Source organism: Myxococcus sp. MH1, assembly GCF_059738865.1.
Map to the genome: position 1 here is coordinate 4,622,831 of NZ_AP026947.1, position 26,012 is coordinate 4,648,842.

General features: G+C 70.3%; 28 protein-coding genes. 11 read left to right on the forward strand and 17 right to left on the reverse strand.

All coding sequences use genetic code 11. The features are described from left to right. Nucleotides 1-71 precede the first annotated feature (71 nt). Nucleotides 72-773 carry a bleomycin resistance protein gene (locus AC6JA9_RS18565; protein ID WP_408890671.1) on the forward strand — a complete coding sequence of 234 codons (702 nt, stop codon included), beginning with the start codon at nucleotides 72-74 and terminating at the stop codon, nucleotides 771-773. 39 nt (nucleotides 774-812) lie between these two features. Here AC6JA9_RS18565 and AC6JA9_RS18570 read toward each other — a convergent pair whose 3' ends face one another. From AC6JA9_RS18570 to AC6JA9_RS18595, 6 genes are read right to left on the reverse strand one after another with little or no spacing between them, the layout of a single operon-like run. Next, on the reverse strand, nucleotides 813-1,343 hold the full coding sequence (locus AC6JA9_RS18570) for an AAA family ATPase (protein WP_497960329.1): 531 nt from the start codon (nucleotides 1,341-1,343) through the stop codon (nucleotides 813-815). A gap of 15 nt (nucleotides 1,344-1,358) precedes the next feature. After that, a complete protein-coding gene (locus AC6JA9_RS18575) occupies nucleotides 1,359-1,841 on the reverse strand; it encodes an FAS1-like dehydratase domain-containing protein (RefSeq protein ID WP_141332445.1) in 483 nt (160 codons plus the stop codon). A gap of 6 nt (nucleotides 1,842-1,847) precedes the next feature. Beyond that, on the reverse strand, nucleotides 1,848-2,243 hold the full coding sequence (locus tag AC6JA9_RS18580) for a MaoC/PaaZ C-terminal domain-containing protein (RefSeq protein WP_473569211.1): 396 nt from the start codon (nucleotides 2,241-2,243) through the stop codon (nucleotides 1,848-1,850). 47 nt (nucleotides 2,244-2,290) lie between these two features. Further along, nucleotides 2,291-3,421 carry an SDR family oxidoreductase gene (locus AC6JA9_RS18585; RefSeq protein ID WP_194869521.1) on the reverse strand — a complete coding sequence of 377 codons (1,131 nt, stop codon included), beginning with the start codon at nucleotides 3,419-3,421 and terminating at the stop codon, nucleotides 2,291-2,293. Nucleotides 3,422-3,444: 23 nt separating this feature from the next. After that, the gene (gene coaE / locus AC6JA9_RS18590) at nucleotides 3,445-4,041 is read right to left on the reverse strand and encodes a dephospho-CoA kinase (RefSeq protein WP_223784660.1); all 597 of its coding nucleotides are present in this window, start codon (nucleotides 4,039-4,041) and stop codon (nucleotides 3,445-3,447) included. 10 nt (nucleotides 4,042-4,051) lie between these two features. Further along, complete coding sequence (locus AC6JA9_RS18595) at nucleotides 4,052-4,516, reverse strand: hypothetical protein (protein WP_223751755.1); 465 nt, start codon at nucleotides 4,514-4,516, stop codon at nucleotides 4,052-4,054. Between the two features lie 132 nt (nucleotides 4,517-4,648). Here AC6JA9_RS18595 and AC6JA9_RS18600 point away from each other — a divergent pair, with 132 nt between their 5' ends. From AC6JA9_RS18600 to AC6JA9_RS18625, 6 genes are all read left to right on the forward strand, one after another. Beyond that, nucleotides 4,649-5,155, forward strand: coding sequence for a cytochrome c3 family protein (locus AC6JA9_RS18600; protein ID WP_141332449.1), 507 nt, complete (start codon nucleotides 4,649-4,651; stop codon nucleotides 5,153-5,155). A gap of 7 nt (nucleotides 5,156-5,162) precedes the next feature. After that, nucleotides 5,163-5,810, forward strand: a complete 648-nt coding sequence (gene yihA / locus AC6JA9_RS18605; protein WP_046713267.1) for a ribosome biogenesis GTP-binding protein YihA/YsxC — start codon at nucleotides 5,163-5,165, stop codon at nucleotides 5,808-5,810. Between the two features lie 72 nt (nucleotides 5,811-5,882). Next, nucleotides 5,883-7,550 (forward strand): DUF6178 family protein, encoded by a 1,668-nt coding sequence (locus tag AC6JA9_RS18610; protein ID WP_223751754.1) that lies wholly within the window; start codon nucleotides 5,883-5,885, stop codon nucleotides 7,548-7,550. A 150-nt stretch (nucleotides 7,551-7,700) separates the two neighbouring features. Next, nucleotides 7,701-8,987: a spore coat polysaccharide polymerase ExoJ gene (gene exoJ / locus AC6JA9_RS18615; RefSeq protein WP_223751753.1), complete on the forward strand. Its 1,287-nt coding sequence runs from the start codon at nucleotides 7,701-7,703 to the stop codon at nucleotides 8,985-8,987. After that, nucleotides 8,977-10,125 (forward strand): spore coat polysaccharide biosynthesis glycosyltransferase ExoK, encoded by a 1,149-nt coding sequence (exoK, locus tag AC6JA9_RS18620; RefSeq protein ID WP_408890669.1) that lies wholly within the window; start codon nucleotides 8,977-8,979, stop codon nucleotides 10,123-10,125. Before exoJ ends, exoK begins: the two co-directional genes overlap by 11 nt. Before the next feature lie 106 nt (nucleotides 10,126-10,231). Further along, nucleotides 10,232-10,918, forward strand: coding sequence for a DUF4097 family beta strand repeat-containing protein (locus tag AC6JA9_RS18625; protein ID WP_223751751.1), 687 nt, complete (start codon nucleotides 10,232-10,234; stop codon nucleotides 10,916-10,918). A 131-nt stretch (nucleotides 10,919-11,049) separates the two neighbouring features. On the opposite strand, the gene AC6JA9_RS18630 is transcribed toward AC6JA9_RS18625, so the two are convergent. From AC6JA9_RS18630 to AC6JA9_RS18645, 4 genes are read right to left on the reverse strand one after another with little or no spacing between them, the layout of a single operon-like run. Continuing rightward, nucleotides 11,050-12,162 carry a quinone-dependent dihydroorotate dehydrogenase gene (locus AC6JA9_RS18630; RefSeq protein WP_473569205.1) on the reverse strand — a complete coding sequence of 371 codons (1,113 nt, stop codon included), beginning with the start codon at nucleotides 12,160-12,162 and terminating at the stop codon, nucleotides 11,050-11,052. A gap of 9 nt (nucleotides 12,163-12,171) precedes the next feature. Beyond that, the gene (locus AC6JA9_RS18635) at nucleotides 12,172-13,167 is read right to left on the reverse strand and encodes an amidohydrolase family protein (protein ID WP_046713272.1); all 996 of its coding nucleotides are present in this window, start codon (nucleotides 13,165-13,167) and stop codon (nucleotides 12,172-12,174) included. A 46-nt stretch (nucleotides 13,168-13,213) separates the two neighbouring features. Next, nucleotides 13,214-13,948, reverse strand: coding sequence for a Smr/MutS family protein (locus AC6JA9_RS18640; protein WP_223751749.1), 735 nt, complete (start codon nucleotides 13,946-13,948; stop codon nucleotides 13,214-13,216). Between the two features lie 45 nt (nucleotides 13,949-13,993). Further along, entirely contained in the window at nucleotides 13,994-14,815 is an 822-nt protein-coding gene (locus AC6JA9_RS18645; RefSeq protein WP_223784658.1) for a molecular chaperone DjiA, read from the reverse strand. Between the two features lie 55 nt (nucleotides 14,816-14,870). Between AC6JA9_RS18645 and folD the strand changes: the two genes are divergently transcribed. Both folD and AC6JA9_RS18655 read left to right on the forward strand, forming a co-directional pair. Then, a complete protein-coding gene (folD, locus tag AC6JA9_RS18650; protein ID WP_497960333.1) occupies nucleotides 14,871-15,734 on the forward strand; it encodes a bifunctional methylenetetrahydrofolate dehydrogenase/methenyltetrahydrofolate cyclohydrolase FolD in 864 nt (287 codons plus the stop codon). Nucleotides 15,735-16,049: 315 nt separating this feature from the next. Continuing rightward, complete coding sequence (locus tag AC6JA9_RS18655; RefSeq protein WP_497960334.1) at nucleotides 16,050-17,165, forward strand: esterase/lipase family protein; 1,116 nt, start codon at nucleotides 16,050-16,052, stop codon at nucleotides 17,163-17,165. Between the two features lie 22 nt (nucleotides 17,166-17,187). On the opposite strand, the gene AC6JA9_RS18660 is transcribed toward AC6JA9_RS18655, so the two are convergent. The 3 genes from AC6JA9_RS18660 to AC6JA9_RS18670 all read right to left on the reverse strand — a co-directional run bounded on the left by AC6JA9_RS18660 (nucleotide 17,188) and on the right by AC6JA9_RS18670 (nucleotide 20,090). Next, nucleotides 17,188-17,823, reverse strand: a complete 636-nt coding sequence (locus AC6JA9_RS18660) for a TIGR02265 family protein (protein WP_497960335.1) — start codon at nucleotides 17,821-17,823, stop codon at nucleotides 17,188-17,190. A 31-nt stretch (nucleotides 17,824-17,854) separates the two neighbouring features. Further along, complete coding sequence (locus tag AC6JA9_RS18665) at nucleotides 17,855-18,475, reverse strand: TIGR02265 family protein (RefSeq protein WP_426746664.1); 621 nt, start codon at nucleotides 18,473-18,475, stop codon at nucleotides 17,855-17,857. 406 nt (nucleotides 18,476-18,881) lie between these two features. Continuing rightward, complete coding sequence (locus tag AC6JA9_RS18670) at nucleotides 18,882-20,090, reverse strand: OmpA family protein (protein WP_473569198.1); 1,209 nt, start codon at nucleotides 20,088-20,090, stop codon at nucleotides 18,882-18,884. Nucleotides 20,091-20,360: 270 nt separating this feature from the next. Between AC6JA9_RS18670 and AC6JA9_RS18675 the strand changes: the two genes are divergently transcribed. Then, the gene (locus tag AC6JA9_RS18675; RefSeq protein ID WP_497960337.1) at nucleotides 20,361-21,317 is read left to right on the forward strand and encodes an ADP-ribosylglycohydrolase family protein; all 957 of its coding nucleotides are present in this window, start codon (nucleotides 20,361-20,363) and stop codon (nucleotides 21,315-21,317) included. Nucleotides 21,318-21,811: 494 nt separating this feature from the next. Beyond that, nucleotides 21,812-23,257 carry a sensor histidine kinase gene (locus AC6JA9_RS18680; protein WP_408890667.1) on the forward strand — a complete coding sequence of 482 codons (1,446 nt, stop codon included), beginning with the start codon at nucleotides 21,812-21,814 and terminating at the stop codon, nucleotides 23,255-23,257. 9 nt (nucleotides 23,258-23,266) lie between these two features. Here the strand turns inward: AC6JA9_RS18680 and AC6JA9_RS18685 are convergent, their stop codons facing one another. The 4 genes from AC6JA9_RS18685 to metF all read right to left on the reverse strand — a co-directional run bounded on the left by AC6JA9_RS18685 (nucleotide 23,267) and on the right by metF (nucleotide 25,974). Continuing rightward, a complete protein-coding gene (locus AC6JA9_RS18685) occupies nucleotides 23,267-23,779 on the reverse strand; it encodes a hypothetical protein (RefSeq protein WP_223751741.1) in 513 nt (170 codons plus the stop codon). A gap of 174 nt (nucleotides 23,780-23,953) precedes the next feature. Next, complete coding sequence (locus AC6JA9_RS18690; RefSeq protein WP_408890666.1) at nucleotides 23,954-24,505, reverse strand: hypothetical protein; 552 nt, start codon at nucleotides 24,503-24,505, stop codon at nucleotides 23,954-23,956. A 177-nt stretch (nucleotides 24,506-24,682) separates the two neighbouring features. Beyond that, entirely contained in the window at nucleotides 24,683-25,105 is a 423-nt protein-coding gene (locus AC6JA9_RS18695; RefSeq protein ID WP_223751739.1) for a hypothetical protein, read from the reverse strand. Continuing rightward, nucleotides 25,102-25,974, reverse strand: coding sequence for a methylenetetrahydrofolate reductase [NAD(P)H] (gene metF / locus AC6JA9_RS18700; protein WP_223751738.1), 873 nt, complete (start codon nucleotides 25,972-25,974; stop codon nucleotides 25,102-25,104). Before metF ends, AC6JA9_RS18695 begins: the two co-directional genes overlap by 4 nt. Nucleotides 25,975-26,012: the final 38 nt, after the last annotated feature.

Sequence of the window (26,012 nt, forward strand, 5' to 3'; positions counted from 1 at the left end):
GCTGTCTGGATGACAGGTTCCTGTCTTGTCGTACGGCTTTCCAGGACCGCGTTTGAAGAGGAGCACCTGCCATGCACGCGGATGCCAGCATCCCGGCGTTGCCCTGTGTGGAACTGGAGTCGACGCTCGCGTTCTACGGCTTGCTGGGCTTCGACGTGACGTACCAGCAGCGCACGCCGAATCCCTACGCGGCGACCCGACGAGGGGGCGCTCATCTCCACTTCTTCGGCTTGAAGGGCCTGGACCCGGCGACGGCCTTCAGCACCTGTCTCATCATCGTGGACGAGGTCGAACGTCTGCACGAGCACTTCGCGAGCGCCTTGCGCGAGCAGTACGGAAAGCTGCCGCTGCGTGGCGTCCCCCGAATCACCCGGATGCGGACGGGGCAGTCGCGCTTCACCATCGTCGACCCCTCTGGGAACTCGGTCATCTTCATCCGTCGTGACGAGCCTTCGGGCCACGGGGATGACGGGCAGGAGCCCCAGTCCGCCCTGGCCAAGGCGCTGAAGACCGCGCGCCGCTTGCGCGACTTCAAGAACGACGATGCCTCCGCGGCCAAGGTCCTCGATGTCGCGCTGAAGAAGCCCGACGGCGGGACGGGGGTGGAGAGGGCACGCGCATGCCTGGCGCGCGCTGAGTTGGCCGTGGTGCTGGACGACGCGCCGAGGGCGAAGTCCCTGCTGCGAGAGCTGGACTCCCTGACCTTGTCGAAGCCGGAGCGGGGCTCCCTGCAGGACGAGCGTGAGTCCCTGGAGCGCCTCCTCCGAGTCTGAGCCGTCAGCCCACGGTCCGCGGCGGGCGCCTCGTCACCGTCAGAGGTGCTCGAGGATCTGCTTCGCGCGCGTCCTCGGACTCCCCTCGACTTCGAGCACCGCCACGCCGAGCCCATGCGGGTCGTCGAGGAGCAGCTCCTTCAACGTCTCGTCCACGGCTTGCCGCAGCTCCGCGTCCTCCGAGGCGGAGAGCGCGATCCGATCCGGCGACTCGATGCCGACGAACACCACCAGGTCGAGCTTGCGCAGGGCCTCGCGCACCCGCGGCAGCCACGCGTCCAGGTCGAACGCGTCACCGTCCTCGTGGGCCCGCAGGTAGCCGAGGAAGTCCACGGGGCACCGGTCGAACAACACGTCGCGCCCGTCCTCCTCCGCCAGGTTCTCGAGGGAGCGAACCAGCTGCGCCTCGAAGTCCTCCAGGGACGGGGGCTGCGCGAACTCGTGCCCCTCTTCCTCCAGCTGGTGGTACGGCTCATCCACCGTCACGTAGGAAGAGGGCAGCAGCTCCGCCAGCTCATCGAGGAGCGTCGACTTGCCCGCGCGATGGGTACCGCAGAAGGCGATCCTCATGGCGCGAGCGGGGGACTACGAACCGCGGATGACGGCGGTCCAGGTGCCCTTCACCACCACGTCGCCGCGCTGGTTGCGCGACTCGCTGGTGACGACGACGAACTCCATGCCCGCCTTCTCATAGATGTTCGCGATGCGGCCCGTGGTGGTCATCACATCGCCCGGCCGCATGACGTCCAGGAACTCCAGCTCCTGCTCGCCATGCACCAGCATCAGCAGATTCACGCCCAGCTCCGGGTCCGCCACCGCCGAGCCGAAGGGCCGGATGGCGAAGACGACGGCGAAGCTGGGGAACGCAATCAAATCCCCATACGGCCCCGCCTTCGCGGCCTGCTCGTCGTGGAGGAGGGGACTGACGTGCGCGGGAGCCTCGCCCGGCGTGCCCGCGGCCGGGTGCGCGCCGCCGAGCGCCAGCGCGAACTCGCGCAGCTTCTCCGCGCCAATCGTGTACGTGTACGGGCCGTATTCCCGGCCGATGAAGCGCTTGTCGATGGCCATGGTGGTCTATCCCAGGGAGGCTTCGACGACGGCGCCCTTGAGGACGGCCTCGCCGCGCTGATTGGTGGCGGTGACTTCGGTGACCATCCGGTTGCCCTCGATGGACGTCACCTTGCCCTCGAACGTCACGGTGTCCTCGGGGCGCACGGGGCGCGAGAAGCGCACCTTCACCCTGCGGATGCGGCCCGGGTCTCCCACGAAGACCGCCACGGCCTCCACCGCCCAGCCCAGGGTGCACAACCCCTGGAGGATGACGCCCCCCAGGCCGGCCACCTTGCCGACCTCCGGGTCGATGTGGATGGGATTGAAGTCCCCGGATGCGCCCGCGTAGTAGATCGGCCGGTACAGGTCGCACTCGCGGACATGCGTGAAGGTGTCGCCTACCTGGAACGTGCGTGCCATGAGGCCGTCTTGTCTAGCACGGCCGGCCCCTCGCCCAGCCCACGAACTCACCCCGTCGCGGTGCCCTGGTCCAGCGGGTCCTCCACCTCGGAGCCCTCGCGGCGCTTGCGGTACTGCTCCCGCACGTACGCCACCAGCTGGTCCAGATACGACGACAGGGGAGGGCAGCGCACCCCCGAGCCATCGAGCAGCTCCAGCGTGTTGTGGCAGTTGTAGATGGCCAGGTGGTTCACGTAGCTGATGGCCGCGCGCTGCGGACGCGCCAGCTTCTCCAGCACCGGCAGCCGCAGCATCACGTCGGCGGCGCGCGCGGACAGGTTGAAGCGCGGCAGCTTCTTGTTCGCCTTCTCCGCGATGAGCTCGTACACGCGCCGCGCGCTCATGGGATTCGGGTCCACCAGGTGGAAGGTGCGCCCCGCCGCGCGAGGGTCCTTCGACAGCCGCCACACCGCCTCCACCACGAAGTCCACCGGCACCACGTTCAGCGGCGCCACGCCGTTGCCCGGCAGGGGCAGCGGCACGACGAGCGGCGACGTCACCAGCAGGATGCCCAGGTAGTAGGGCCCCTCGAACTTGTCGATCTCCCCCGTGCGCGAGTCGCCCACCACGCTGGAGGGCCGGTACACCGTCACGGGCAGCGTCGCCCCCGCGCGCGTCACCAGCCGCTCGGCCTGGAACTTGGTCTCCTCGTACGGGTTCCTGAAGCCCTGGCCCCGGTCCAGCTCGTCCTCGGCGATGACGCCCAGCCGGTCTCCGGACACGTAGCAGGTGGAGAAGTGGTTGAAGCGCGCCAGGTGCTCGCAGTCGCGCGCCAGCTCCAGCATGTTTCGCGTGCCGTCCACGTTGACGCGCCACGCGGTGTCCTTGGGCACGCCCAGCTGCGCGACGGCGGCCAGGTGGAAGATGTCCGTCACCCGCTCGCACAGGCGCTGGTACTCCTCGCCCGACAGGCCCAGGTGCATGTCCACCACGTCGCCGGTGAGCAGCTCCACGGTGGCGCCCTTCAGCTTGGAGGCGTGCTTCTGGGCCTCCTTCAGCGCCTTGGGCTGGACCAGCGCGTACACGTGGCCCTTCGGGTCCTCCCGGGCGATGTGCTCCACCAGCCGCTTGCCGATGAACCCGGGGTAGCCGGTGATGAAGTACGTCCCGCCGCCGGCCTTCTTGCGCGTCTCGCTCATTGCGCGCGCAGCATACTCGCCCGTCAGCCGCGCGCGAGCATGGCGCGCCAGACCGACTCCACTTGCTCCCGGGTGGACGTCAGATCCCCGCTGTTGTCGATGACCCACGTGGCCACCGCCCGCTTGTCGTCCAGGGGGAGCTGGGAGGCCAGCCGCGCCTCCGCCGCCGCCGCGTCCAGCCCGTCGCGCGCCATCAGCCGCGCCTTCTGCACGTCCCGGGGGACCCACACCACCGCCGTGCCCTCCATCCAGGCGTGCATCCCGGACTCCACGAGCAGCGGGACGTCGTAGACCACCCGGGTGACGCCCCGGGCCTCCAGGGCCTGGACCTTCTCGAGGAAGGCCTCCCGCACCCGGGGGTGGGTGATGGCGTTGAGGGCGGCGCGCTCCTCGTCGTTCCCGAAGACGCGCGCGCCCAGCTTCGCCCGGTCCAGGCGGCCGTCCGGGCCCACCACGCCGGGGAAGCGCTCGGCGATGGCGGCCAGCCCCGGGGTGCCCGGCTCCACCACCTCGCGGGCGAGCACGTCCGCGTCGAGCACCTCCGCGCCCAGCTCCCGCAGCATCCGGGTGACGGTGCTCTTGCCGGAGGAGATGCCGCCCGTCAGCCCGAAGACGTGCACGGGCGCGGACCTACTTCGCGGCCTTCTGCGTGGTGAACGTGAGCGACTGCACCGTCTTGCCGTCCTCGTTGAAGAAGATGGCCAGCCCCAGCTTGGGGTAGAGGAAGTAGGTGCGGAAGTCGTCCGTCAGCTTGCGCTGGTAGCAGGGCGCCGAGGGCACCGGACCCGAGGGGCACGCGGGGCCGTAGCTCGTCTCGATGGTCTCCTTGTCGATGATGGGCCCGGGGAACACGTCGATGCGCTCGATGACCCCGCCGGCGTCCACCTTGAACTGCGCCTGGCTGGTGCCCTTGATGGCCTCCTTGCCCAGGTAGGCGATGGTCTCCTTGCCGTCCTGGCTCACGGTGCGCGAGGGCTCACCGAACTTCTTGACCACCTCGTCCTTCTTCGTGACGCCGGGCTCCACGCCCTGCCAGGGCTTGGCGACAGCGGGAAGGGAGACGGCCACCACGGCGAGCGCAATCAAGGTCCTCATCACGACATCCTCCCTAATGGAAAGGGCGGGCGGGGCTCAAGCGCTGCCCTCTCTTTCAACGGACGATTCCCGCTGGCATTCAACCACGAGACGCCTTGCCCCGTCCGGAGGGGAGTGTTACTTCGCGAGGTCATGCGCGCTCCTGGCATCCGGCTCCTGCCCGTCCTCCTGCTGGCCCTCTGCGGCGTGGCGGGGGCGGCTGATTTCGTCGGCGCTGACAGCTGCAAGGGCTGCCACCCGGAGGCCTACGAGGCGTGGATGCAGTCCAAGCACGCCCGGGCCGTGAGCTCCCTGTCCGAGCAGCAGCAGAAGGACGGCCGCTGCCTGTCATGCCACTCGCCGGATCAGGTGGCCCAGACGCAGGCGAGTGTGAGCTGTGAGACATGTCACGGTGGGGGGCAGTACTACTCGCCGGAGTACGTGATGAAGGACCCGGAGCTGGCGCGGCTGGTGGGGCTGGTGGACCCATCCGAGAAGCAATGCCGCTCCTGCCATGACGCCTCCTCGCCCTCCCTGCGGCCGTTCGACTTCAAGGAGTCGCTGAAGGCCATCGACCATTGGTCCGCCGAGCGCGCCCGCAGGGCCGCCCGGACCGAGGCGACCCCGGCGACGCCTCCTCCCGCCACCGCGAAGAAATAGCCGCAACGTGATCAAGATTCTCGACGCCCGCTTCGTCATCACCGCCGTGGAGCCCAAGGGCTATCCGCAGGGGCACACCGCGGAGGTGGCCTTCGTGGGCCGCTCCAACGTGGGCAAGTCCTCCATGATCAACACGCTCACCAACCGCAAGAAGCTGGTGCGCGTGTCGAACACCCCCGGACGCACGCGCACGCTCAACTTCTTCGACGTGGACCTGGAGCGCGGCACCGCCCGCTACCAGGTGCGCCTGTGCGATCTGCCCGGCTACGGCTTCGCCCGCGCCAGCAAGACGGACAAGGCCCAGTGGGAGAAGATGATCACCACCTACCTGGAGAAGCGGCACCGCCTGGAGGTCGTGGTGAGCATCATCGACGCGGAGGTGGGTCCCACGCCGGACGACCTGGCCACGCTCGACTACCTCCAGGCCCACAAGCGCAAGGTGATGGTGGTCGCCACCAAGATCGACCGCCTCACCAAGGCGAAGACGCGCCCCCGGCTCCAGGAGCTGGCGAAGCTGATGGACCTGCCGCTGGAGGCGGTGCTGCCCTTCTCCTCCACGGAGCGGCGGGGCGTGGACGAGGTCTGGGGGGCGCTGCTGGACACCTTCGGCCGTGCCTCTCGGGTGCGCGCGGAAGCCGCCCAGGACCCGGACTGACTCCATCGGGTAGTGGCCGCTCGGGCGGGGTTCCCCTCCCGGTGGGAGGGGCCCTGTGGTAGGCACGCCGCCGTGTCCGAGAACGGCAAGGGAAATGGCAGGGATTCGCAGCTCGCCTTGCGCGAGCTGCAGCAGCGGTTGATGGGGCTGTCGCCCCGGCGGCGGATGGAAGCGCTGCTGGAGGGCGCGGATGCGGGCGCGGTGGTGCGCGCGCTGCCTCCGGAGAGCCTCTACCTCACCATCCAGGAGGTGGGCCTGGCGGACGCGACGGAGCTGGTACAGCTCGCGTCCCCCGCGCAGTTCCGCGCCTTCGTGGACCTGGGCGCGTGGAAGCGCGACAAGGTGGACCCGCACGCCGCGCTCACGTGGCTGCGCGCCGCGCGCGGCGGCTTCGACGACACCGCCGAGTACCTGCGCAAGCTGCACGCGCTGGACCTGGAGGTGCTGGAGCTGGTGCTGCGCGAGTTCGTCGTGCTGCATGACCGGGAGGAGAACCCGGACGTCAACCCGCAGGGCGTGACGCTGGAGACGCCCGAGGGGCGCTACCTGGTGGAGATCACCGCCGAGGGCGTGGAGATGTCCGCCGTGCGCGCGCTCGTCAACGACCTCATCGCGGAGAACCCCTTCGAGGCCGTGCGCCTGCTGGAGGCCGTGCGCTGGGAGATTCCCGGTGAGCTGGAGGAGACGGCCTTCCAGTTCCGCAGGGGGCGCCTGGTGGACATGGGCTTCCCGTCGCTGGAGGACGCGGTGGCGCTCTTCAGTCGCGTGGACCTGGCCGCGCCGAAGAAGCCCCTCGTCACCAGCGCGCTGGCCGCTTCGCAGGGCCACGTGGACTACCTCGATGCGTCCTTCCGGGGCCTGACGGCGCTGGAGCGGCAGAACGCCGAGGACGAGCTCGCGGGCGTCGCCAACGCGGCGCTGGTCGCGGAGCTGGAGGACCCGGGCGACCTGGACGCCGTGCGCCGCGTGGGGGAGATGACGCGCGACTCCCTGTCGCTCGGCCTGGAGTACCTGACGGGCGCGGACCCCTCGCAGGCGACGGAGGTGCTGCGCGACGTGCCCCTCAGGCGCGTCTTCCAGACGGGCTTCACGCTGACGCTCCAGCTCAAGTACCGCGCGGACCGGCTGGCGAAGTCTCCCGGCGCCGTGGTGGACGGCGTGCTGCTGGTGCTGCCGGAGGAGGCCGCCGCGCTGGAGGCCCTGCGCCGCAAGCGCCCCCGTCGCGCGCTGAAGGTGGAGGGCGCGGAGCCCGTGCCCTTCCGCTCCCTGCGGGAGATTTCCGCCAGCGAGGCGGTGCTCACGCGCGCGGAGGCGCAGGTGGACGTGCTGCGCGGGGTGCTGGGCGGGACGCCCGAGGCGGCGCGCCAGGCCGTGGCCCGCTTCGGCGCGCCGCTCGAGTCGCTGGGGGTCCCGCGCCTGTTCGCCGCCGTGGTGGCCATGGCCATCCTGGACGGCCGGGCGGAAGCGCGCCCCGTGCCCCTGGGCCGTGGGGCGGAGCTGGGCGCCCGTCTCTTCGAGGGCACCCCGCAGGCGCCCCGGCTGCATGCGTCCGCGGCTGAACGCGCGCTGGCGGGGCTGGAGGGCGCGGTGCCCCAGACCGCCCGCGAGGAGCTGCGCCGCATGGTGGGCGTGACGCTCGCGAAGCTGCTGGAGGAGCTGGGCGCGGCGTGGCTCGAGGACACGACGTGGAGCCCCGTGGCCTCCGAAGTGCTCCCGATGGAGAGCGGCCCGGTCCCGTAGCTTTTTCAGCCTGGGAGGGTCTCCGTGCGCCGGAGGCCCTCCGGGCCCGTGGAGATCCAGGCGGTTGCGAGCCCGACTCCTGGCACGCCCTCTGCTTTCAGGCAGCCCCACGCGGAGGTGTACGCGCGTGACTGCCAGAGGAGGAGGGACATGGTGCCGGGAGAGCAGGGGCAGCGCCGTGACGTGTGGGCCTTCTATTCGCTGACCGCTTTCGCCGCGGTGATGTACGCGGTGCCGGGCGAATGGATTCCGGCCATGGCGCCGCTGCGGCTGGCGCTGATGACGTCGGTGGTGGCGGCGGGTTTGATGTTGATTCGCAGGTTGGGGCGCGGCGAGCCGCTCTACCTGGACGGAGCGCGAGGGTGGGCGCTCATCGGCTTCTCCTCGCTGGCGGTCCTGTCCGTGTCGTGGGCGGTGAACGCGGAGGTCGCGCGCTACACGGGCATCGAGCTCTTGAAGCTGACGGCCATCTACCTGACGCTCGTCAACGTCATCACCAGCGGCAAGCGGCTGGTCGTCGTGTGCGGCGCCATGGTGCTGGCCTCGGTGGTGACGTCCATCGGCGTCATCAACTGGTACATGGTGGGGGAGGACCTGGTGGAGGGCTTCCGCGCGCGCTGGGTGGGCGTGTACGCGGACCCGAACCACATGGCCATGAACCTGGTGCTGGTGGTGCCGCTGGCGGTGGCCTTCGTGGCCCGCAAGGGCAGCGCCTGGGTGTGGCGGATTGCCTGTCTGGTGGCGGCGGTGCTGGCGGTGGTGGCCATCGTCCTGTCGCACTCGCGCGGCGGCTTCATCGGCCTGACCGTGGCGATGGGCCTGTGGGCCTTCCGTGAGAAGCGCCGCATCCAGGCCATCGTCGTGGGCTCGCTCTTCGTGGTGGGCCTGGTGGTGTTCGCGCCGGAGAGCTTCTGGGCGCGCAACGAGACGGTGGCGGCCTTCCACGAGGACGCGTCCGCCATGGGCCGCGTCTACGCGTGGCAGGTGGCCAGCCGCATGAGCCTGGACAAGCCGCTGTTGGGCGTGGGCGCGGGCAGCTTCCGCTACGCGTGGGCGGAGTACGCGCCTCCGGAGGCGACGCGCGCGTACGTGGCGCACAACATCTTCCTGGACGTCATCGGAGAGCTGGGCTGGGTGGGCCTGGCCTTCTTCCTGGTGTTCGCGGGAGGCGCGTCGGGCGGGGCCTTCGCCGCGTCGGCCAGCCGCACGATGGGGTGGATGGCGCGAGCGCTGTCGGCCTCGGTGGCCGGCTATCTCGTGTGTGACTTGTTCTCCGGCTACATCCTGTCCGCGCACTGCTACGTGCTCTTCGGCCTGGCGGCCGCCGCGCACCGCATCGCCCGGGCGGAGGAGGCCAAGGAGTCGCTGGGTGTGCCAGAGGGGCGCTCGTCCGCCGCACCGGTGGGGGCGTGGGAGGGGTCGGGACATGCGGCGTGAAGAGGTGATGATGGGGGCCAGGCCCATGCGCCTGGTGCAGTTCACCCGCTCGTTCCACATCGGCGGGACGGAGGTGCAGGTGCTGGAGCTGCTCCGGGGCCTGCCCCCCAGCTACCAGCTCCAGGTCGCCGTGCTCGAGGACGCGGGCCCGCTGATGGGCGCGGTGTGGAAGCTGGGCCACACCGCGGAGAGCTTCCCGCTCAAGGGCTCCGTCGCGCAGCCGAACACCGCGTACCAGGTGATGCGCATGGCCCGGTGGCTGAAGTCCAACCGCGTGGACCTGGTCCACGTGCACGACTTCTACTCCACGCTCATCGCCGTGCCCGCCGCGAAGCTCGCCGGCGTGAAGGTCATCGTCGGCCGGTTGGACTTGTCCCACTGGCAGGGCACCGCCCGGCGCGCCGTGCACTCGCGGCTGACGGCCATGGCGGACCACGTGGTGGCCAACGCGGAGGCCATCCGGCGCATGCTGGTGGAGGAGGAGGGCCTGTCCGCCTCCCGCGTGTCCGTCATCCACAACGGCCTGGACCTGGCCCGCTTCGATGCGCGCATGCGCGAGGGCCTCAAGGCGCCGCTGCCGGAGACCGGTGACGCGCCGGTGCTCGTGCACGTGGCCAACATGAACCACCCGGTGAAGCGCCAGGAGGACCTGCTGCTCGCCCTGGCCATGCTCCACCACGGCGGCACGCCCCTGCATGCGTTCCTCGTGGGCGACGGCCCCCGCAGGAAGGGCCTGGAGAAGCTGGCCGCGGAGCTGGGCGTCTCCGACACCGTCCACTTCCTGCGTCACCGCACGGACGTGGCCGCCATCCTGTCTCGCGCCACCGTGGGCGTGCTGTGCTCCAGCGCGGAGGGCATGTCCAACGCCGTCATGGAGGGCATGGCCGCGGGCCTGCCCATGGTCGTGACACGCGTGGGCGGCAACACCGACCTGGTGCGCGATGGCGAGCGCGGGCTCGTCGTCCCGCCCGAGCGCCCCGCCCAGCTCGCCCAGGCCATCAGCCAGCTCCTCTCGGACCCCGAGAAGGCCCGCCGCATGGGCCGCTCCGCCCGTGACTTCGTCGCCCGCGAGCTGTCCCTGGAGCGGCTGATCCGCCTCCATGACGCGCTGTATCAACGGGTGGTCCACGGCCACTAGCCAGGGAATGTCAGACCGCCGTGGATACTTCGCGTCGTTCGCCGGCAATGGGGGGCCGGCTCCTCCGTAGGGTGGGGTGGACCTACCCTACCTCGGAGCACCCGCCATGTTGCTGCCCCTCCTGGCCATCCTCGCCGCCGCGCCGGCGACCCAGACCTGGAAGTTCGACACGGACGGAACCCCTCAGGTTCACCTGTCCAATGTTAATGGCGCCGTTCGCGTAGATGCGGTAGACGGGAATAGTGTGGTAATCGAGGCTGTTCCGGAAAATCCCGGAGATTCCGGTCCTCGGATGGACGTCGAGGTCACCCAGGAGGGTGACGAGGTGCGGGCGAGGGCGTGCTGCGGCCCCTGCGAGGAGCGGTGGCAGTCGTGCAAGGGCACGGCGGGGGCGGTGCGCTTCGTGGTGAAGGTGCCGAAGGCGTCGGAGCTGGAAGTGTCGGTGGTGAACGCGGGGGTGGTGGTGAAGGGGGTGACGGGCCCGCAGAAGCACTCCACCGTCAACGGCCGTGTGGAAGTGAACGGCTCGGAGCGACGTTTGTCGGTGAGCAGCGTTGAGGGAGAGGTGGTACTGGCTCCCCGGAAGCTCGAGGACACGGAGGTCAGCACGGTGTCGGGCAACGTCCGGCTGAAGCTGCCGGAGCGAGCGGACGCGCGGGTGGAATTCAGTTCCGTGGGGGGCAGTTTCAACGGGAGCTCTGTCAGCCTCGGGTCGAAGAAGAAGACCTACGGCGCGGGCACCCACACGGTGGAAGTGAGCACTGTCGGAGGCTCGCTGACCGTCCAGGAATAGCTTTCGAGGCCCGTCTCCAAGTCAGACGGCCCGGGGCGCTCGCCGGTGAAACTCCAAGGCGCCGGCGAGCGCTCACTTTTTTACGCGGGGCCCCTCGTCCTCCCATGGCGGAGCGAGGGGCCCTTCGTGTTTCAGGGCGCGTCGTCGTCGCCCTGGACGGTGCCCGGGTCTCCGCGGTGATCCGCGCCCACCAACTGGGCGACGCTCTGGTACCCATCCCTCTCGAGCATCTGGGCCAGCGTGGGCAGAATCCCCCGCACCATGCCCGGCCCCTCGTAGATGAAGCCCGTGTAGACCTGCACCAGGGACGCGCCCGCGCGCAGCTTCTGGAACACGTCCGCCGCGGTGAAGACGCCGCCCACGCCGATGATGGGCAGCTTCCCGCCCGAGCGCTGGTACGCGCGCGCGATGACGGCGTTGGAGGCCTCACGCACGGGCGCGCCGGACAGGCCGCCGGCCTCCTTCGCGAGCGGGTGCTCGAAGGGCCGGGCCACCGTGGTGTTGGTGGCGATGAGGCCGGCGAGCTTCTGGGCCAGCGCCACGTCCACCACCTCGTCCACCGCCTCGGGCGTCAGGTCCGGGGCGATCTTGAGGAACAGCGGCTTGCCCGGCGCCACGGTGTCCAGCCGCGCCCGCACCGTGCCCAGGAGCGCCGACAGCACCTCCGGCTCCTGCAGCTTGCGCAGGCCCGGCGTGTTGGGGGACGACGCGTTGACCACCACGTAGTCACCCAGGGGCCCGAGCGCGTCCACGCACGCGACGTAGTCCTCCACCGCGCGCTCCAGCGGCGTGTCCTTGTTCTTGCCCAGGTTCACGCCCACGGGACCGGGGTGCCAGGTGCGCGCGCGCAAGTGCTGGGCGGCCACGGCGGCGCCGTGGTTGTTGAAGCCCATGCGGTTGATGACGGCCTGGTGCTCCGGCAGGCGGAACAGGCGGGGCGTCGGGTTGCCGGGCTGGGGGCGGGGGGTGACGGTGCCCACCTCCACGGCGGAGAAGCCGCAGGCGAACAGGCCGTCCACCGCCTCCGCGTCCTTGTCCAGGCCCGCGGCCAGGGCCACCGGGTGGGCGAAGCGCAGCCCGGCGACCTCCACCGCGAGCGAGGCCGGCACGCCCTCCAGCGCCCGCTCCCGCAGGGACTCGCACAGGTCGCGCGAGTGCCCCAGCTGGCGCAGGCCCCAGAGCCCCAGCCGGTGCGCGCGTTCGGCGTCCAGCTTGAAGAGCAGCGAGCGAGTCAGTCCGTACATGCTCGCTGCTCAGCCCGGGATGAACGACGCCTGGCGCGCCCACGCCAGCGTCTGGTCCACCTGCTCCGGCGTGAGGATGCCGTGGCTCTCGATGAGCTCGATCTCCCGGCGCATGTCCGTCTCGAGCAGGTAGGGGCCGTCGGTGTTGATGGTGAACTTCACCTTGCGGTCCCAGAACGTCCGGACGATGTGGCGCAGCTCCTCGATGCCCTCCACCGCCTTGGTGTGCAGGTTGGAGGTGGGGCACAGCTCCAGGACGATGTCCTGCTCGCGCAGCACCTTCATCGCGTTCTCGTCATAGGCCGCGCGGATGCCATGGCCGATGCGGTGCGGCTTGAGCTTGTCCACCACGGACATGACGCCCTCGGCGCCCGTGCCCTTCGTCTCACCCGTGTGCACCGTGCACTTCAGGCCCGCCTTGCGCGCCCGGCCGAAGAGGTCCTCGTACTGGGCCACCACCTCCGGCTTGAGCTCCATCGCGTTCGTCTCCGTGCCGGCCAGGTCGATGCCGTACACGCCGCGCGTGCGGTACTTGATGGCCTTGTCCACGAGGATGCTGTTGAGCCGGTGGTCGAACTCGCGCGCCAGGCAGAAGATGAAGCCCACCTTCACGCCGTACTCGAGCACCGCCCGGTCCATGCCGCGAAGCGCGGCGTGGATGATGTGGTCCAGGTCCAGCTCCGAGTGCAGGTTGCGCTTCATCGGGTTGAAGCGCAGCTCGATCTGCGTCACCCGGCTGCCGCGGTACTCCTTGCCGATGATCTCGTAGACGGAGCGTTCGATCGCGCTCGGCGACGACTGGATCTTCTCCGTCCAGGTGTGGAGGATCTTCAGGTAGTCATCCAGGCTGCCCACCTTGCCCGGACGGGAGGTGATGAGCTCCACGAAGTCGAAGTACGTCTTGACGGGGAGCTTGAAGCCTTGCTGATGGGCGATGGACCAGAGGATGTGGGGGGCCACCGAGCCGCCCACGTGGATGTGCAGGTCGATCAGTTCGCGTGCCATGGCGGCATGTATGCACAGTGCCGGGCGCGCGTAAAGGATACGGCCGTCACCTGCGCAGCAGCAGGTACAGCGCCCCCGTCCCACCGTCTTGCGGACGTGCGGTGCAGAACGCCAGCACCGCCGCGTTGATGCGCTTCTGCGCGAGCCACGCCTTGAGCAGCTCCTTCAACACCGGCAGCTGTTGCTTGGAGTGCAAACCGCGGCCGTGGACCACCAGCACGCAGCGGCGGCGGGCGCGGCGGCTGTCGGACAGGAAACGCTCCAGCGCGGCGCGGGCCTCCAGCTGCGTCATGCCGTGCAAGTCCAGCTGCCCCTGGATGGAGAAGTCCCCGCGCCGGAGTGAGCGCAGCAGGTTGCGGTCGACGCCGGGCCCCAGGCCCTCGATGTGCTCGCCCACCTCGGCGATGTCGAACTCGCCCGGGCCTCCGGCGACCAGCTCGCTCAGCTCCGCGAGCGCCTCCGCGTTCTCGTCCACCAGCTCCGGCAGGCGGGGGTTGGACTTGGGGGGCTCGCCGCGGTGGGTGATCTGCGCCACGCCGTCCATGGCGGAGAAGAAGAGGGACGCCTCGTCCTCGGGGCTCTCGTGCGCGGCCTGGCTCTTGCGCGCGGGGGCGGCGGGCGGGGGCGCCTTCTGCTTGCGAGCCTCCTCCGCCGCGCGGGCCTGGGCCTCCTTCTCCTTCTTCTCCTGCTCCTGGATGCCCTTGATTGCGCTCTTGAAGGGGTTGTTGTGGAAGGCCTCTTCCTTCTTCTTGGGCGGGGGCGGCTTGCGGTGCTGGCTCATGGGGGGCTTTCTCTTCGAGTCGCTCGCGCGGGTTGTAACCCAGGGCTACAGGCCGCGCAGGCGTCGGATTTCCTCGTAGGCGTCGCGGACCTCCTGGAAGCGGCGGGCCACCTCGTCGGCGTCCTCGCCCTTCAGGTGGGCATGCTTGTCCGGGTGCAGCTCGGCCGCGAGCCGGCGGAAGGCGCTCTTCACCTCGGAGTCCGTGGCGCCGGAGGACAGCCCGAGCGCCTCGTAGTGGGCCGAGGCGTCCCCCAGGTGCAGCGCGGCGATGGCACGCTGCTCGTCGGCGGACAGGCCCAGCGCGTCACCCACGCGGGCGAGCACCTCGCGCTCGGAGCGCTGCAGCGCCCCGTCCACGAGCGACAGCTCGTACAGCGCGTCCAGCAGGCGCCGCCGCTCGAGTGACGGCAGGGCCTCCTGGCAGGCGGCCGCGGCGTCCTCCAGGTCGGGCGGCACGGCGATGAAGTCCTTGAGGCGGCCGCGCACGAAGTCGAGCGAGTCCGGGCCGTACTTGAGGACCTCCTCGAAGTAGCGGCGGATCTCCTTCACCTCCTCGCGCCGCACCTCCCCGTCGGCGCGGGCCACCTCGACGAAGAGCGCGCACAGGCTGCGGGTGAGGTGGGCATCGGCCTCCTCTTGCACGGAGCGCGCGTCGAGTGGCGCGTTGGGGGCGCTGAAGCCCGGGTGGGCCAGGGGTGGGAAGTCCGCGAGCGCGTCGGGGGACTCGGCGGGCAGGGCGTTCATCTCGTCGAAGCGGTGGCCGACGACGCCGCCGACGACACCGAGCAGGATGATGGCCCAGGGACTGCCGATGAGCAGCCCGACCATGAGACCTATCATCGCCCCCAGCACTTTTCCTGAGCCCATGGCCGCCGTTTACCTCCCTGCTCGCGGGGGAGTCTCTCATAGAGTGGGGTGACCTATGGCCCAGTTGATCGATGGCAAGGCAGTGGCGGCGCGCGTCCGGGCGGAGGTGAAGGCGGAGGTGGACCGCCTCAAGGCGGAGCAGGGCCTGGTCCCCGGGCTCGCGGTGGTGCGGGTAGGGGAGGACCCCGCGTCCAAGACGTACGTCACCGGCAAGAAGAAGGCGGCCGAGGAGGTGGGCTTCCACTCCTGGGAGCACCACCGCGACTCCACCGTCTCCCAGGACGAGTTGCTCGCGCTGGTGCGTCGCCTCAACGAGGACCCCGCCGTGCACGGCGTCCTGGTGCAGCTGCCCCTGCCCCGGCACATCGACCCGGACGTCATCATCTCCGCGGTGCGGCCGGAGAAGGACGTGGACGGCTTCCATCCCCTCAACGCGGGCAACCTGGTGCTGGGCCGCCCGGCGACGCGCGCGTGCACGCCGCTGGGGGTGATGCGCCTGTTGGAGGAGATCGGCTGCGAGCCCTCCGGCAAGCGCGCGGTGGTGGTGGGGCGCAGCAACATCGTGGGCAAGCCCATGGCGCTGATGCTCCTGCAGCGCAACGCCACCGTCACCCTGTGCCACAGCAAGAGTGACCTGCCTTCCGAGGTGTCCCGCGCGGACATCCTCGTGGTGGCCGCGGGCGTGCGGGAGCTGGTGAAGGGCGCGTGGATCAAGCCCGGCGCCGTCGTCATCGACGTGGGGATGAACCGCAAGGAGGAGGACGGCAAGCTGGTGGGGGACGTGGAGTTCCAGGCCGCCGCCGAGCGCGCGTCGTTCATCACCCCCGTGCCCGGCGGCGTGGGGCCCATGACCATCGCCATGCTCATCCGCAACACGCTCGAGGCCGCGGTGCGTGGCGGGGGCCCTTCCTCGGCTTGAACCGACGGTGGTTGTCCTTTTCTCCCATTGACAGACTCACGGAGTGAACGCCTCCGTGAGGCGTCATGGCGGGTGTGTGTGTTTCAGGACGTCGCTGGCGCCCATGCCCGCGCCGTCGGCGGCTCCCTCGTAAGAAAGACAGACGCTCACCGGCGAGTCCTCCGCCCGGGCCACCCTGGCCCGTCGTCTCGCGCCGCACCTTGACCGTCGGCGGGCCCCTGCCTGGTTTCAGCGGGCCGGACACGAGCCGTGCGGGAGAGGGGGATGCCCGCATGGCGTTGCGCCCGGCGAGTGCCGCGGGCATGGAGTCGCGACATGAGTGTCATTCGAAGCGTGGGACTGCTGGCCTGTGTCTGGTTCATCGCGGGGCCGCAGACGGCGCGGGCCCAGCGCGCACAGCGCACGCAGCATCCGGTGGTCTTCGCGCATGGCCTTGCCGGGTTCGACAAGCTGCTGGTGCTCGACTACTTCGGGGACGAGCTGGGCAGCTTCGTGGGAGACGCCTGTGACGAGCTGCTGGAGCTGGCCTGCAATCCCTTCCTGAATCCCGGACAGAAGGCCTTTGCCGCGCAGGTCCTGGCCTTCCACAACTCGGATGTCCGCGGGCTGGACCTGGCGTCCGACATCGAGGGCGTGCTGGCGACGACGGGCGCGGCGCGGGTGAACCTCATCGGTCACTCGCAGGGCGGAATCGACGCGCGCAAGGCGGCGCGGGTGCTCGCCGAGCGGCGGGGACGGCCCGTGGTGGATGTCCTGGTGAGCGTCTCCTCGCCGCATCGGGGCTCGCCCGTGGCGAAGTTCGTGCTGGACCTGAACCCCACCGTGACGGAGCTGGCCAACCTCCTGGCGGCGGTCTACGGGAACATCATCTACGAGGCGGGCAATGACGGCTTCGCGGCCCTCAAGCAGCTCGTCTACGACGACTACGACGCCAATGACGGCGTCACCACCGGCGCGAAGGCGTTCAACCAGAACCACCCCATGGACCCGCGCTACGCGTCCCACTACGCGTCGTTGATGACCGCGCAGGCGGGGTTGGACGTCAGCCCCGTCTTCCTGCTCGTCCAGAAGACCGTCTATGACATCGACGGGGATGGGTACTGCGTGGATGACTGCGACAATGACGGCGCCGCGGGGCAGGGCGACGGCATCCGCGACGAGCGCGATGACGACGGCGTCGTCGGCATCAACTCGCAGCAGATGGGCCCGCGCCTGCGCTACACCGAGAACCTGCTGGGCCTGGGCGCCGTCACCGTGGATGCGTCCCTCGGCCCCGTCACGGACCTGAACGCGCCGGGCCCCGCGCAGATGACGTCCCTGTCCAGCGTCATCGACCAGGACCACCTGGATGTCGTGGGCTTCGGGCCGGACCTCTTCAGCGAGCGCTCGTTCTACGCGGCCATCATCCAGTACATCAGCCAGAACGAGTGACCGCCGCCGTGCGCGTGGCGCCTCACTCCCAGGACAACGAGTAATCACAGTCGAGCAACTCCAGCTCGCGGCCCTCGATGTGCACGTGTCGCGCGCCGAGGGCCTCGAGCGCCGCCCTCAGCACGCCGTGGTGATACGGCGGCGGCATGAAGTCCCCACGCACGTGCAGGCACCCCTCGCGCTCGCTGCTCCATGACACGGTCCGCTTCCCGTAGCTGACGGACGCCGCGTAACCCCACGGCATGTTGTCCACCAGCCTCCGCGGTGAGCCATTGGCCACGCTCAAGAGCGTGCGGCCCACCGCGGACTCCAGGAAGTCCTTCGTGGCCTTCTCGCCGAGAGTCTTCATCGCCGCGTCGAAGCCCCCCAGCCGGGGCGCGAGCAACCCCGCCGCGCAGTACGTCAGCCGCAGGAAGTCATTGACGGGGTAGAGGAAGAACGGGACGAACCTGCGCTCCTTCGAGGCCCGCGCGCAGCGCTCCCGCGTCGCCTCGCCGGCGATGGCGCGCACCACGTCCAGCGTGCCCAGGAAGAACATGCCCCGCGTCTTGTCCTGGGCGGTGGCCGAGGCCAGCCTCCGCGCGAGCTGCGTGAGCGGATCCACCACCCTGCCGGGCTCGGAGCCCGCCTGCGCCGCCTCTTCCGATTGCGTGCTCACGTCCATGTCCCGGATGAGATTGCGTCGCTTCCTACGCCCAGGACACGACGTACTCGCAATCCAGGAGGCTCAGCGGTCGTCCACGCACCCGCGCCACCCGCGTGCCCACCGCCTGCAACACCGCCAGCAACACCCCCTCGTGGTAGGTGTGCGGCATGAAGTCCCTGAACACGTTGATGCAGCCCTCCTGGTGGCCCTTCCACGTGACATGGCGCTCGCCGTACGTGACGGCCGTGCGGTAGCCCGACGGCAGGTTGTTCACGAGCCGACGCGGATCTCCCGCCGCCAGCATCAGGAAGCTGCGCCCCACCACCGAGTCCAGGAAGTCATGGGTGGCCTGCGCGCCGATGATGCGCATCGCCGTCTCGAAGCCTCCCAACCTTGGCGCCAGGATCTCCGCCGCCGCGAAGGACATCCGCAGGAACGCGCCGACGGGGTAGAGGAAGAACGGCACGAAGCGCCGCTCCCCGGACGCCGCGAGACATCGCGCCGCCTGCGTCTCACCCGCCTCGCGCCGCACCACGTCCAGCACGCCCAGGAAGAACATGCCGCGCGCGCGGTCCTCGCTCGCGGCCAGCCCCAGCCGGCGCTCCAGCTCACAGCCAGGGTCCAGGACCTCCCTCTCCCGGCTCCGGAACGCAATCACAGTCATGGACTCCCCCCGTCATGGAACTCGCGACCCGCGCCACTTCGCGCCCGGGCTGCCTCCCCTTGAAGGTGAGGCAAACCGCGTAGCCTGGAAAGCCCGCCTGGCTGCGACGCGAGTCGGTGTGCGCTGTCCTTGTGGGGACAGTTGAGGGCGCCTCCAGACGGAGGGCCAGGGCGCGACGCGTGCAGACGGCCTTGGCGCGAGGTGACGGCCAATGCACAGCCCGCGCTGCGGGCCGGGGGCGTTCTGGCGTTTTCTGGTCGTTCCTCGAGGACCACGCCTGGAGGAAACGGGGCCTGACGGGACGTGTCGCATGGAAAAGGCATCCAGGGCGGACGCCGCGATGCGACAAGCCCCCCGCGCGAGGGCTCGCGCGAGGGGCCTGGATGCCCAGGGAGGGGAGGGCGCTTCAGCGGCTCAGGACCTGGACCTCGATGCGGCGGTTCATGTCGCGCCCCTGCGCCGTGTCGTTGGACGCCACCGGCTGCCCGGAGCCCACGGCGGCCACGTCCACGCGGTTGGCGGAGATGCCGTCCGCGACGAGCGCCGAGCGCACCGCCTCCGCGCGCTGCTGGGCCAGCTGCCGGTTCACGTTCGCGTCGCCGGTGGAGTCGGTGTGCCCCTCGATGCGCACGCGCGCGTTGGGCTTCTCGCGCAGCACGGAGGCCAGCTGCCCCACGCTCGCGTCGCTCTGCGGCGTCAGGCGCGCGGAGCCCTCCTCGAAGCCCACGCCGGCGAGCACGAAGCTCTTCGCGCCCCCCTCGATGGCCTGGCGCATCGTCTGCGCGTCCCGGGCGATGGTGGGCGTGCTCGTGCCCGCGGTGCCCGCGCCGCCCACGCCGGTGTCCGTCTGCTGGCGCGGCGCCGGCTGGGTGACGCTGGCCTGCTGCCGGCGGGGCTCGTCGCGCCGCGAGCGGGTGAGGAACCACCCGGCCAGGAGCGCGAGCAGCGCCACCGGGATGACCCAGCCCAGGTTGCGCTTCTTGGGCTCGTCATGGTGCACGGGCATCCGCTCGATGGGCTGCTGCCGGCGCACCGTCTCCACCGTGGGGATGGAGCGCGCCTCCTGGACCTCCTCGACGACGCGGGGCCCCGCGCCGCCCATGCCCAGGATGCTGCCCAGGCCCGCGGGCATCGCCGCCGCGAGCAGGGATCGCTGGCCGCCCAACAGCTGCGACAGGCCGGAGGCGCCCATGCGGTTGTCGCGCACGTGCTTGCCGATGACCCCCATCACCATGGGCGCCACCATGGCCATCATCCCCGTGGCGGACCTGCTGTTGCTGAAGCCGCCCGTGCGGCCCAGCGCGCTGGAGACGGCGCCCAGCTTGTCGCCGAACAGCCCGCTGAGCATGCCCTGTCCGCGCTCAGCCATGTCCGGCGCGAAGATGTCCTCGTTGCCCGCGTTGGGCCCCGTGAAGCCGCCTTCGTTGAGCTGGGACAAGAGCCGCTGCGCGCCACCCTCGGTGGAGCCCCGCTCCGCCACGCTCCCGCCAATCGCGGCGATGGCGCCCGGCAGGGCCCGGCCCAGCGACATCGGGTCCTCACCCAGCGAGGACCCCATCTTCTGCATCACGTTGCCCGTGAAACGCTCACGCACCATGTCGATGAGGTTGAACATGTGATTTCTCCTCCGCTTCGTTCGGCACCAGTCGCCCCGGTGCGGGGAGTCGCTCTCGGACGGCATGGAGCTCCGGGCTCCGGTGCGAACGACTCTTCAGGGAACGAAGGTGCGGAGCGCGTCGCCAGGGCACATCGCCCCGATGTCGCGCTCGGGCGCGGAGGCCTCCGCCCGTCCGGCCGCATGCGTCCAGCCAGGCCGCTGGCGGGGCTTGACGCCGGGAGGGCTCGGCGGGAGCGTCGCCTCCTGTCGGTTCGAGGGAGGACGAGCGTGCCATCGCGTGAGGAGCGGCTGGAGGGCGGGCTCTGGGGGTTGCTCGTGGGAGATGCCCTGGGGGTGCCCTATGAGTTCCACGCCCCGGAGGCGATACCCCCGGCGCGCGACATCGAGCTGGAGCCGCCCGCGGGCTTCCACCGCGCGCACCCGGGCGTGCCGGCGGGGACGTGGTCGGACGACGGCGCCCATGCGCTGTGCCTGCTGGACTCGTTGCTCTTCAAGGGCCACCTGGACCTGGACGACCTGGGCCGGCGGCTGGTGAACTGGCGCGAGTGGGGCTACCTGGCCGTGGACGGGCAGGTCTTCGACGTGGGCATCCAGACGGACCGGGCCCTGGCGATGTTTCGCGCCGGCGCCCCCGCCACGAGCGCCGGCCCCTCGGGCGTCCAGGACAACGGCAACGGCTCCTTGATGCGCGTGCTGCCGCTGGCCCTGTGGCACCGGGGCAGTGACGCCCAGCTCGTCTCGGATGCGATGCACCAGTCCCTGGTGACACATGGCCACGTACGCGCTCGCGTGTGTTGCGCCCTGTACTGTCTTTGGGCCCGCCGCGCGCTGGAGGGCGCCGCGCGTCCCTGGGACGAGGCCGTGTCGGGCATGCGCGCGCTGTACCCACCGGGCAGCGAGGCCCGCGAGGAGCTGGACGGCGCCATCCTCCCGCTCGGCGCCGAGGACATGCCGGGCCACGGCACCGGCTACGTGGTGGACTGCCTGCGCTCGGCGCGCGACTGCGTGGCCACGGGCGGTGACTTTGAAGGCGTGGTCCGCGGTGCCATCCGCCTGGGCCACGACACCGACACCACGGCCGCGGTGGCCGGCGGAATCGCGGGCGTGCTCGGGGGCGTGGGGGCGATTCCTTCGCGCTGGCGCTCGGCCATGCGGGGCACCGAGCTGGTGGCGCCGCTGCTGCGCAAGCTGCTGGCGCACCACGCGAGCCCCTCGGCGCAGTGAAACCACGGGCTCCACTCCGCCCACCCCCCCGGGGGCGGAGCGGAGCCCTGAACCAACGCCAGCCGTCGGCGGGACCTCGGGCCCGGGTTGGAATCGCCCTTCTGACTCCGACAGGCTTCGAGCCGGGTCCTTACGCCAGCACCACGCGCGGATGATATGACCCGGGTGATTTCCTGCAACTCGATTCAAAACGGGATTGTGTGGATGTGTGGACGTCTGGCTTTGGAATTGTACCTGGGTACAATGCCTGTCATTGCAGCCAGGGTGTCGGCTGGTCCTGGAGCGCGACGAAGATGTCGTCGGTACCACAACCGGTCTAAGTGGAAATAACTGTATTGCTGGATAGGTGCGTCGCGTTAAGATGGCGCGGATCCTGAGGGGCCAGTACGGCCGGGGTGAGCCTGAGGATGGCGACCAATCTTGAAGTGGAATCGCTCGTGGGCCGGGCGACGTCGGCTCATGCGGGCAAGCGGGAGTCCCGCTCGAGTCCCACCGTGCCGACGACGGAGTCCGGGCGGCTGGCCTCGCTGTCGTCCGATGGGGCGATGGCGGCGCGTGTGCGAGCGGTGGTGGCGGAGTACCTGGCCGCGGTGCGGGCCCGCGCGGACCGGCTGTGCCTGGGGCTGATGGTGGGCCAGTGGCTCTTCGCGCTCGGCCTCGCGTGGGTGACGTCCATGCCCTCCTGGGGGCCGGAGCCGCACCTGTCGCCCCAGCCCTTCTGGGGGGCGGTGTTGTTGGGCGGGCCCCTGTCCATCATCCCGGTGACGCTGGCGTTCCTGCGGCCGGGCGCGGTGGTGACGCGGCAGGTGATGGCGGTGTCGCAGGTGCTGTGGTCCGTGCTGCTCGTGCACCTGTCGGGTGGGAGGCTGGAGACGTACTTCCATGTCTTCGGCTCGCTGGCGCTCCTGAGCTTCTACCGGGACACCCGCGTGCTGGTGACGGCGGGGGTGACGGCGGTGGTGGTGCACGTGGCGCGCAGCATCGGCTGGCCGGAGCCTGGGGCCGCGTTCGCGGGCGGGCCGACGTGGGGCGCGCTGGAGCTGACGTTCTGGGTGGGGCTGGTGGATGCGGTGCTGGTGCTCGCGTGTCAGGGCGCGGTGCGCGAGATGACGCGCGTCGCGGAGCGGCAGGTGTTGCTGGAGCGGGCGTGTGAGCGCGAGCGGCAGGAGCGCGTGCGCCTGGTGGAGAACAGTGGCCGGGAGCTGCGCGACTCGCGGGAGCGGGTGGCCCGGATGGAGAAGCTCGCGACGGTGGGGCAGCTCACCGCGACGGTGAGCCACGAGCTGCGAAACCCCCTGGCCGCGGCGCGCACGGCGAACGCGGCGGTGGTGCGGCGGCTGCGCAACGTGAGTGGCGCGCAGGAGGACGAGCGGATCCAGCGCTTCCTGGGCATCATCGAGCGGGAGCTGTCCGTCTGCGCCAGCCTCACGTCGGAGATGCTGGAGCTGGTGCGTGACAGGCCGCTGGTGCTCCAGCCGTGCTCGCTGCATGGGCTGGTGGAGGAGGTCATCGACCTGGTGCCCGCGCGCGAGGCCGTGCACGTGGTCAACCACGTGTCCGTGGGCCTGGAGCCGCCCTGGGTGGACCGCGAGCTCTTGCGCAAGGTGCTCATCAACCTGGTGCAGAACGCGGTGGAGGCCATGCCGCGAGGCCGCGAGGGCAGGGTGGAGGTCTCCGCGGAGATGGCCACCGGGCGCGCCTTCCACATCCGCGTGGCCGACAATGGGGATGGGATTCCGGCGAGCGTGCTGGAGCGCATCTTCGAGCCGCTCTTCACCACCAAGGAGCACGGCACCGGCCTGGGCCTGACGGTGGTGTCCTCCACCCTCCGGCAGCACGGCGGCACGCTCCGGGTGGAGAGCCGCGAGGGGGAGGGCAGCGTCTTCACGGTCAGCCTGCCCGGGACGCAGGCTGCGAGCGGTGTCGCCTGTCCGTCGTGACGGCCCGGCTCAGAACAGCCGGGTGAGGCGCAGCGTCGTCGGGCCCGACAACGAGTGGAGGCCCGAGTACAGGCATGGCGCCAGGTCCATGGTGGAGAGCGCGTGGGTCATCACCACCGCGTCGCCCTGGAAGCGGCCCTCCGTCACCATGCCGATGGACACGTAGGCGCGCGTCCCGTCGATGTTGTGGATGCCCGCGCCCTGGACGGAGAGGGTGGACATGGAGCCGTCGTCCCACGTCACGGTGGCCTGGAGGGGGCCCAGGTTGGACGCGCAGCTGGTGGTGTGCCGGGCCAGCGCCACCAGCCTGCCCGAGGTGACGAGCGGATCACTCGAGGAGCAGCGCTCGTAGGTCGTCTCGTTCGAGTAGATGACGTCCCGGTTCGACAGCCGCAGGCCCGGGTCCCACGCCTGATAGGCGGCGCCGGTGCACGTCAGGTCCGTCATGCCCACCTGCGCCCGGGCGGGTGGGGTGAAGAGGACGAGCGGGGCCAGGAGGACGGGGAGGAGTTTCGAGGGCATGGGTCGGCTCCGTGGAAACGGACGGCTCGGGGTGAGCCGTCCGTGCCTCGCTCGCCAGTGGCGGTGCGGGGACGCCGGATGAGTGGTGCCCCTCCGGGAGCGTCACCAGTCCGCCTTTCGGTCCCATGCGCCTGTCGGGAATCGGCCGCGCGGAAGCTCGCGCGGTCCGCCGCGTCAAGGCTGGGGCAGCGGCAGCGGCAGTGACGGCGTGTTGATGATGAGGGCCGTCCTGCCCTGCAGTGCCCTCAGGCCCATGGGGGTCAGGCACGGCAGGAAGTCCCTGGCGGCGAACGCGTTGGTGAGGGACACCAGGCCGCCCTCGAACTGACCCGACGTCACCCGGCCGAGCGAGGTGAAGATCTGCAGGTTGCCCACGACGTTCACGCCGATGCCCAGCAGCGAGACGGTGGACCCGCTCCCGTCGCTCCACTCGATGACCGCCTCGACCCGCTCGATATTGGCCAGGCAGCTGTTGTTGAACGTCTCGTCGACGCGGATCCTCCCGGAGGTGATGCCGGTGGACGCCGACGTGCACTCGGTGAAGTCCGTGTCGTTCGTGTAGCGCACGTCCGCGGGCAGCACCTTCAACCCCGGCGTCCACGTCTGCTTCACGGTCCCCTTGCAGGTGATGTCCGTGAGCTGGACCTGGGCGGAGGCGGGGGCGGCGTGCAGCAGGACGGCGGCGAGCAGCGCGGGAAGGATGGACAGCAGGTGACGCGGCGACATGACGGCTCCGTGAGGACTGGGCTGGACGGTGCATCCGGTCCAGCACCCCGGGCCGACACGCTGGATGGGCCGGTCATCGGGGCTCCGAATGAGTGCTGCCCCACCCGGTCCCCATCACCCGGACCACGGGTGCCGGATGACTGTCGGCTCCTCCGTGCCCCTTGCGCGCGCCGTCCGTCAGCTCCGGAACGCCTCACGCACGCCCTCGCGGCGCAGCGTGAAGAGCATCCAGATGGCCACCGGCACGCCGACGACACACGCGGGCGACAGGATGTAGAGCGCCGTGATTCCGCCCACCGTGGCCAGCCCGTAGCCCTTGAGGTTCATCGCGCTCATCGCGCCCCACGCGGAGAGCACGCCGCACAGGATGCCCACCACCAGCATCAGCGCCAGTGACCAGCTCAGCTCCAGCGTCGTCGCGGGTGCGCCCGCTGGCACCAGCGGCGACGTCACGTGCATCGCGGCCAGCACGAAGCCCGCCAGGTTGAAGAAGACGTTCAGCACCCCGGTGCACAGCAGGAAGAAGGCCGGGGCCCGGATGATCTCCACGACCTTGTAGCGGGGATCATCGGGGGGAAGATGGAGACCAGGACCGCTCATAGATGGGCTCGAAGGGCGCTCACGATCATCCGCGTCGCCGGGGACTTGTTGAGCGTATAGAAGTGGATGCCGGGCACGCCGCGCGACAGCAGCTCCATGCACTGCACCGTCGCGTGCGCCACGCCCAGCTGCACCAGCGCCTCCGGCTGGTCCTTCACCCGCTCCAACTGGAGCCCCAGGCGCATGGGCACCGTGGCTCCGCACATGCGCGTGAAGCGCTGCACCTGCTCGTAGTTGGTGATGGGCATGATGCCGGGGACGATGGGGATGTTGATGCCCGCGCGGCGGGCCCGCTCCACGAAGTCGAAGTAGAACGCGTTGTCGAAGAACAGCTGCGTCACGACGAAGTCCAGCCCCGCGTCGACCTTCGCCTTCAGATGACGCAGGTCGTCGTCACGGGAGGCCGTCTCCACGTGGCCCTCCGGATAGCACGCGCCCCCCAGGCAGAAGTTGAAATCCTCTTCTCGGATGAATCGCACCAGCTCCGACGCATAGGAGAAGCCGCCCTCGGTGGGCTGGAAGGTCGTCTGGCCCTGGGGCGGGTCCCCGCGCAGCACCAGCACGTTGTCCAGCTTCGCGTCGGCCAGGCGCTGGAGCACGTCCCGCAGCTCCTCCCGGGTGTGCCCCACGCACGTCAGGTGGGCCATCGCCTCGATGCCCGTCTGCTGCTTGATGCGGCTGACCAGCTCCAGCGTCCTGTCGCGGGTGCTGCCGCCAGCGCCGTACGTGACGGACACGAACCCCGGCTCCAGGGGCGCCAGGTCCTCCAGTGTCCGGAGCAGGTTGGCCACCCCCTCGTCCGTCTTCGGGGGGAAGAACTCGAAGGAGAAGCAAGGGTTGGACGGATTCAACCGATTACGAATCTTCATGTCGGACCCAGTGTAGACGTTCCGCGTCGGCCTTGATC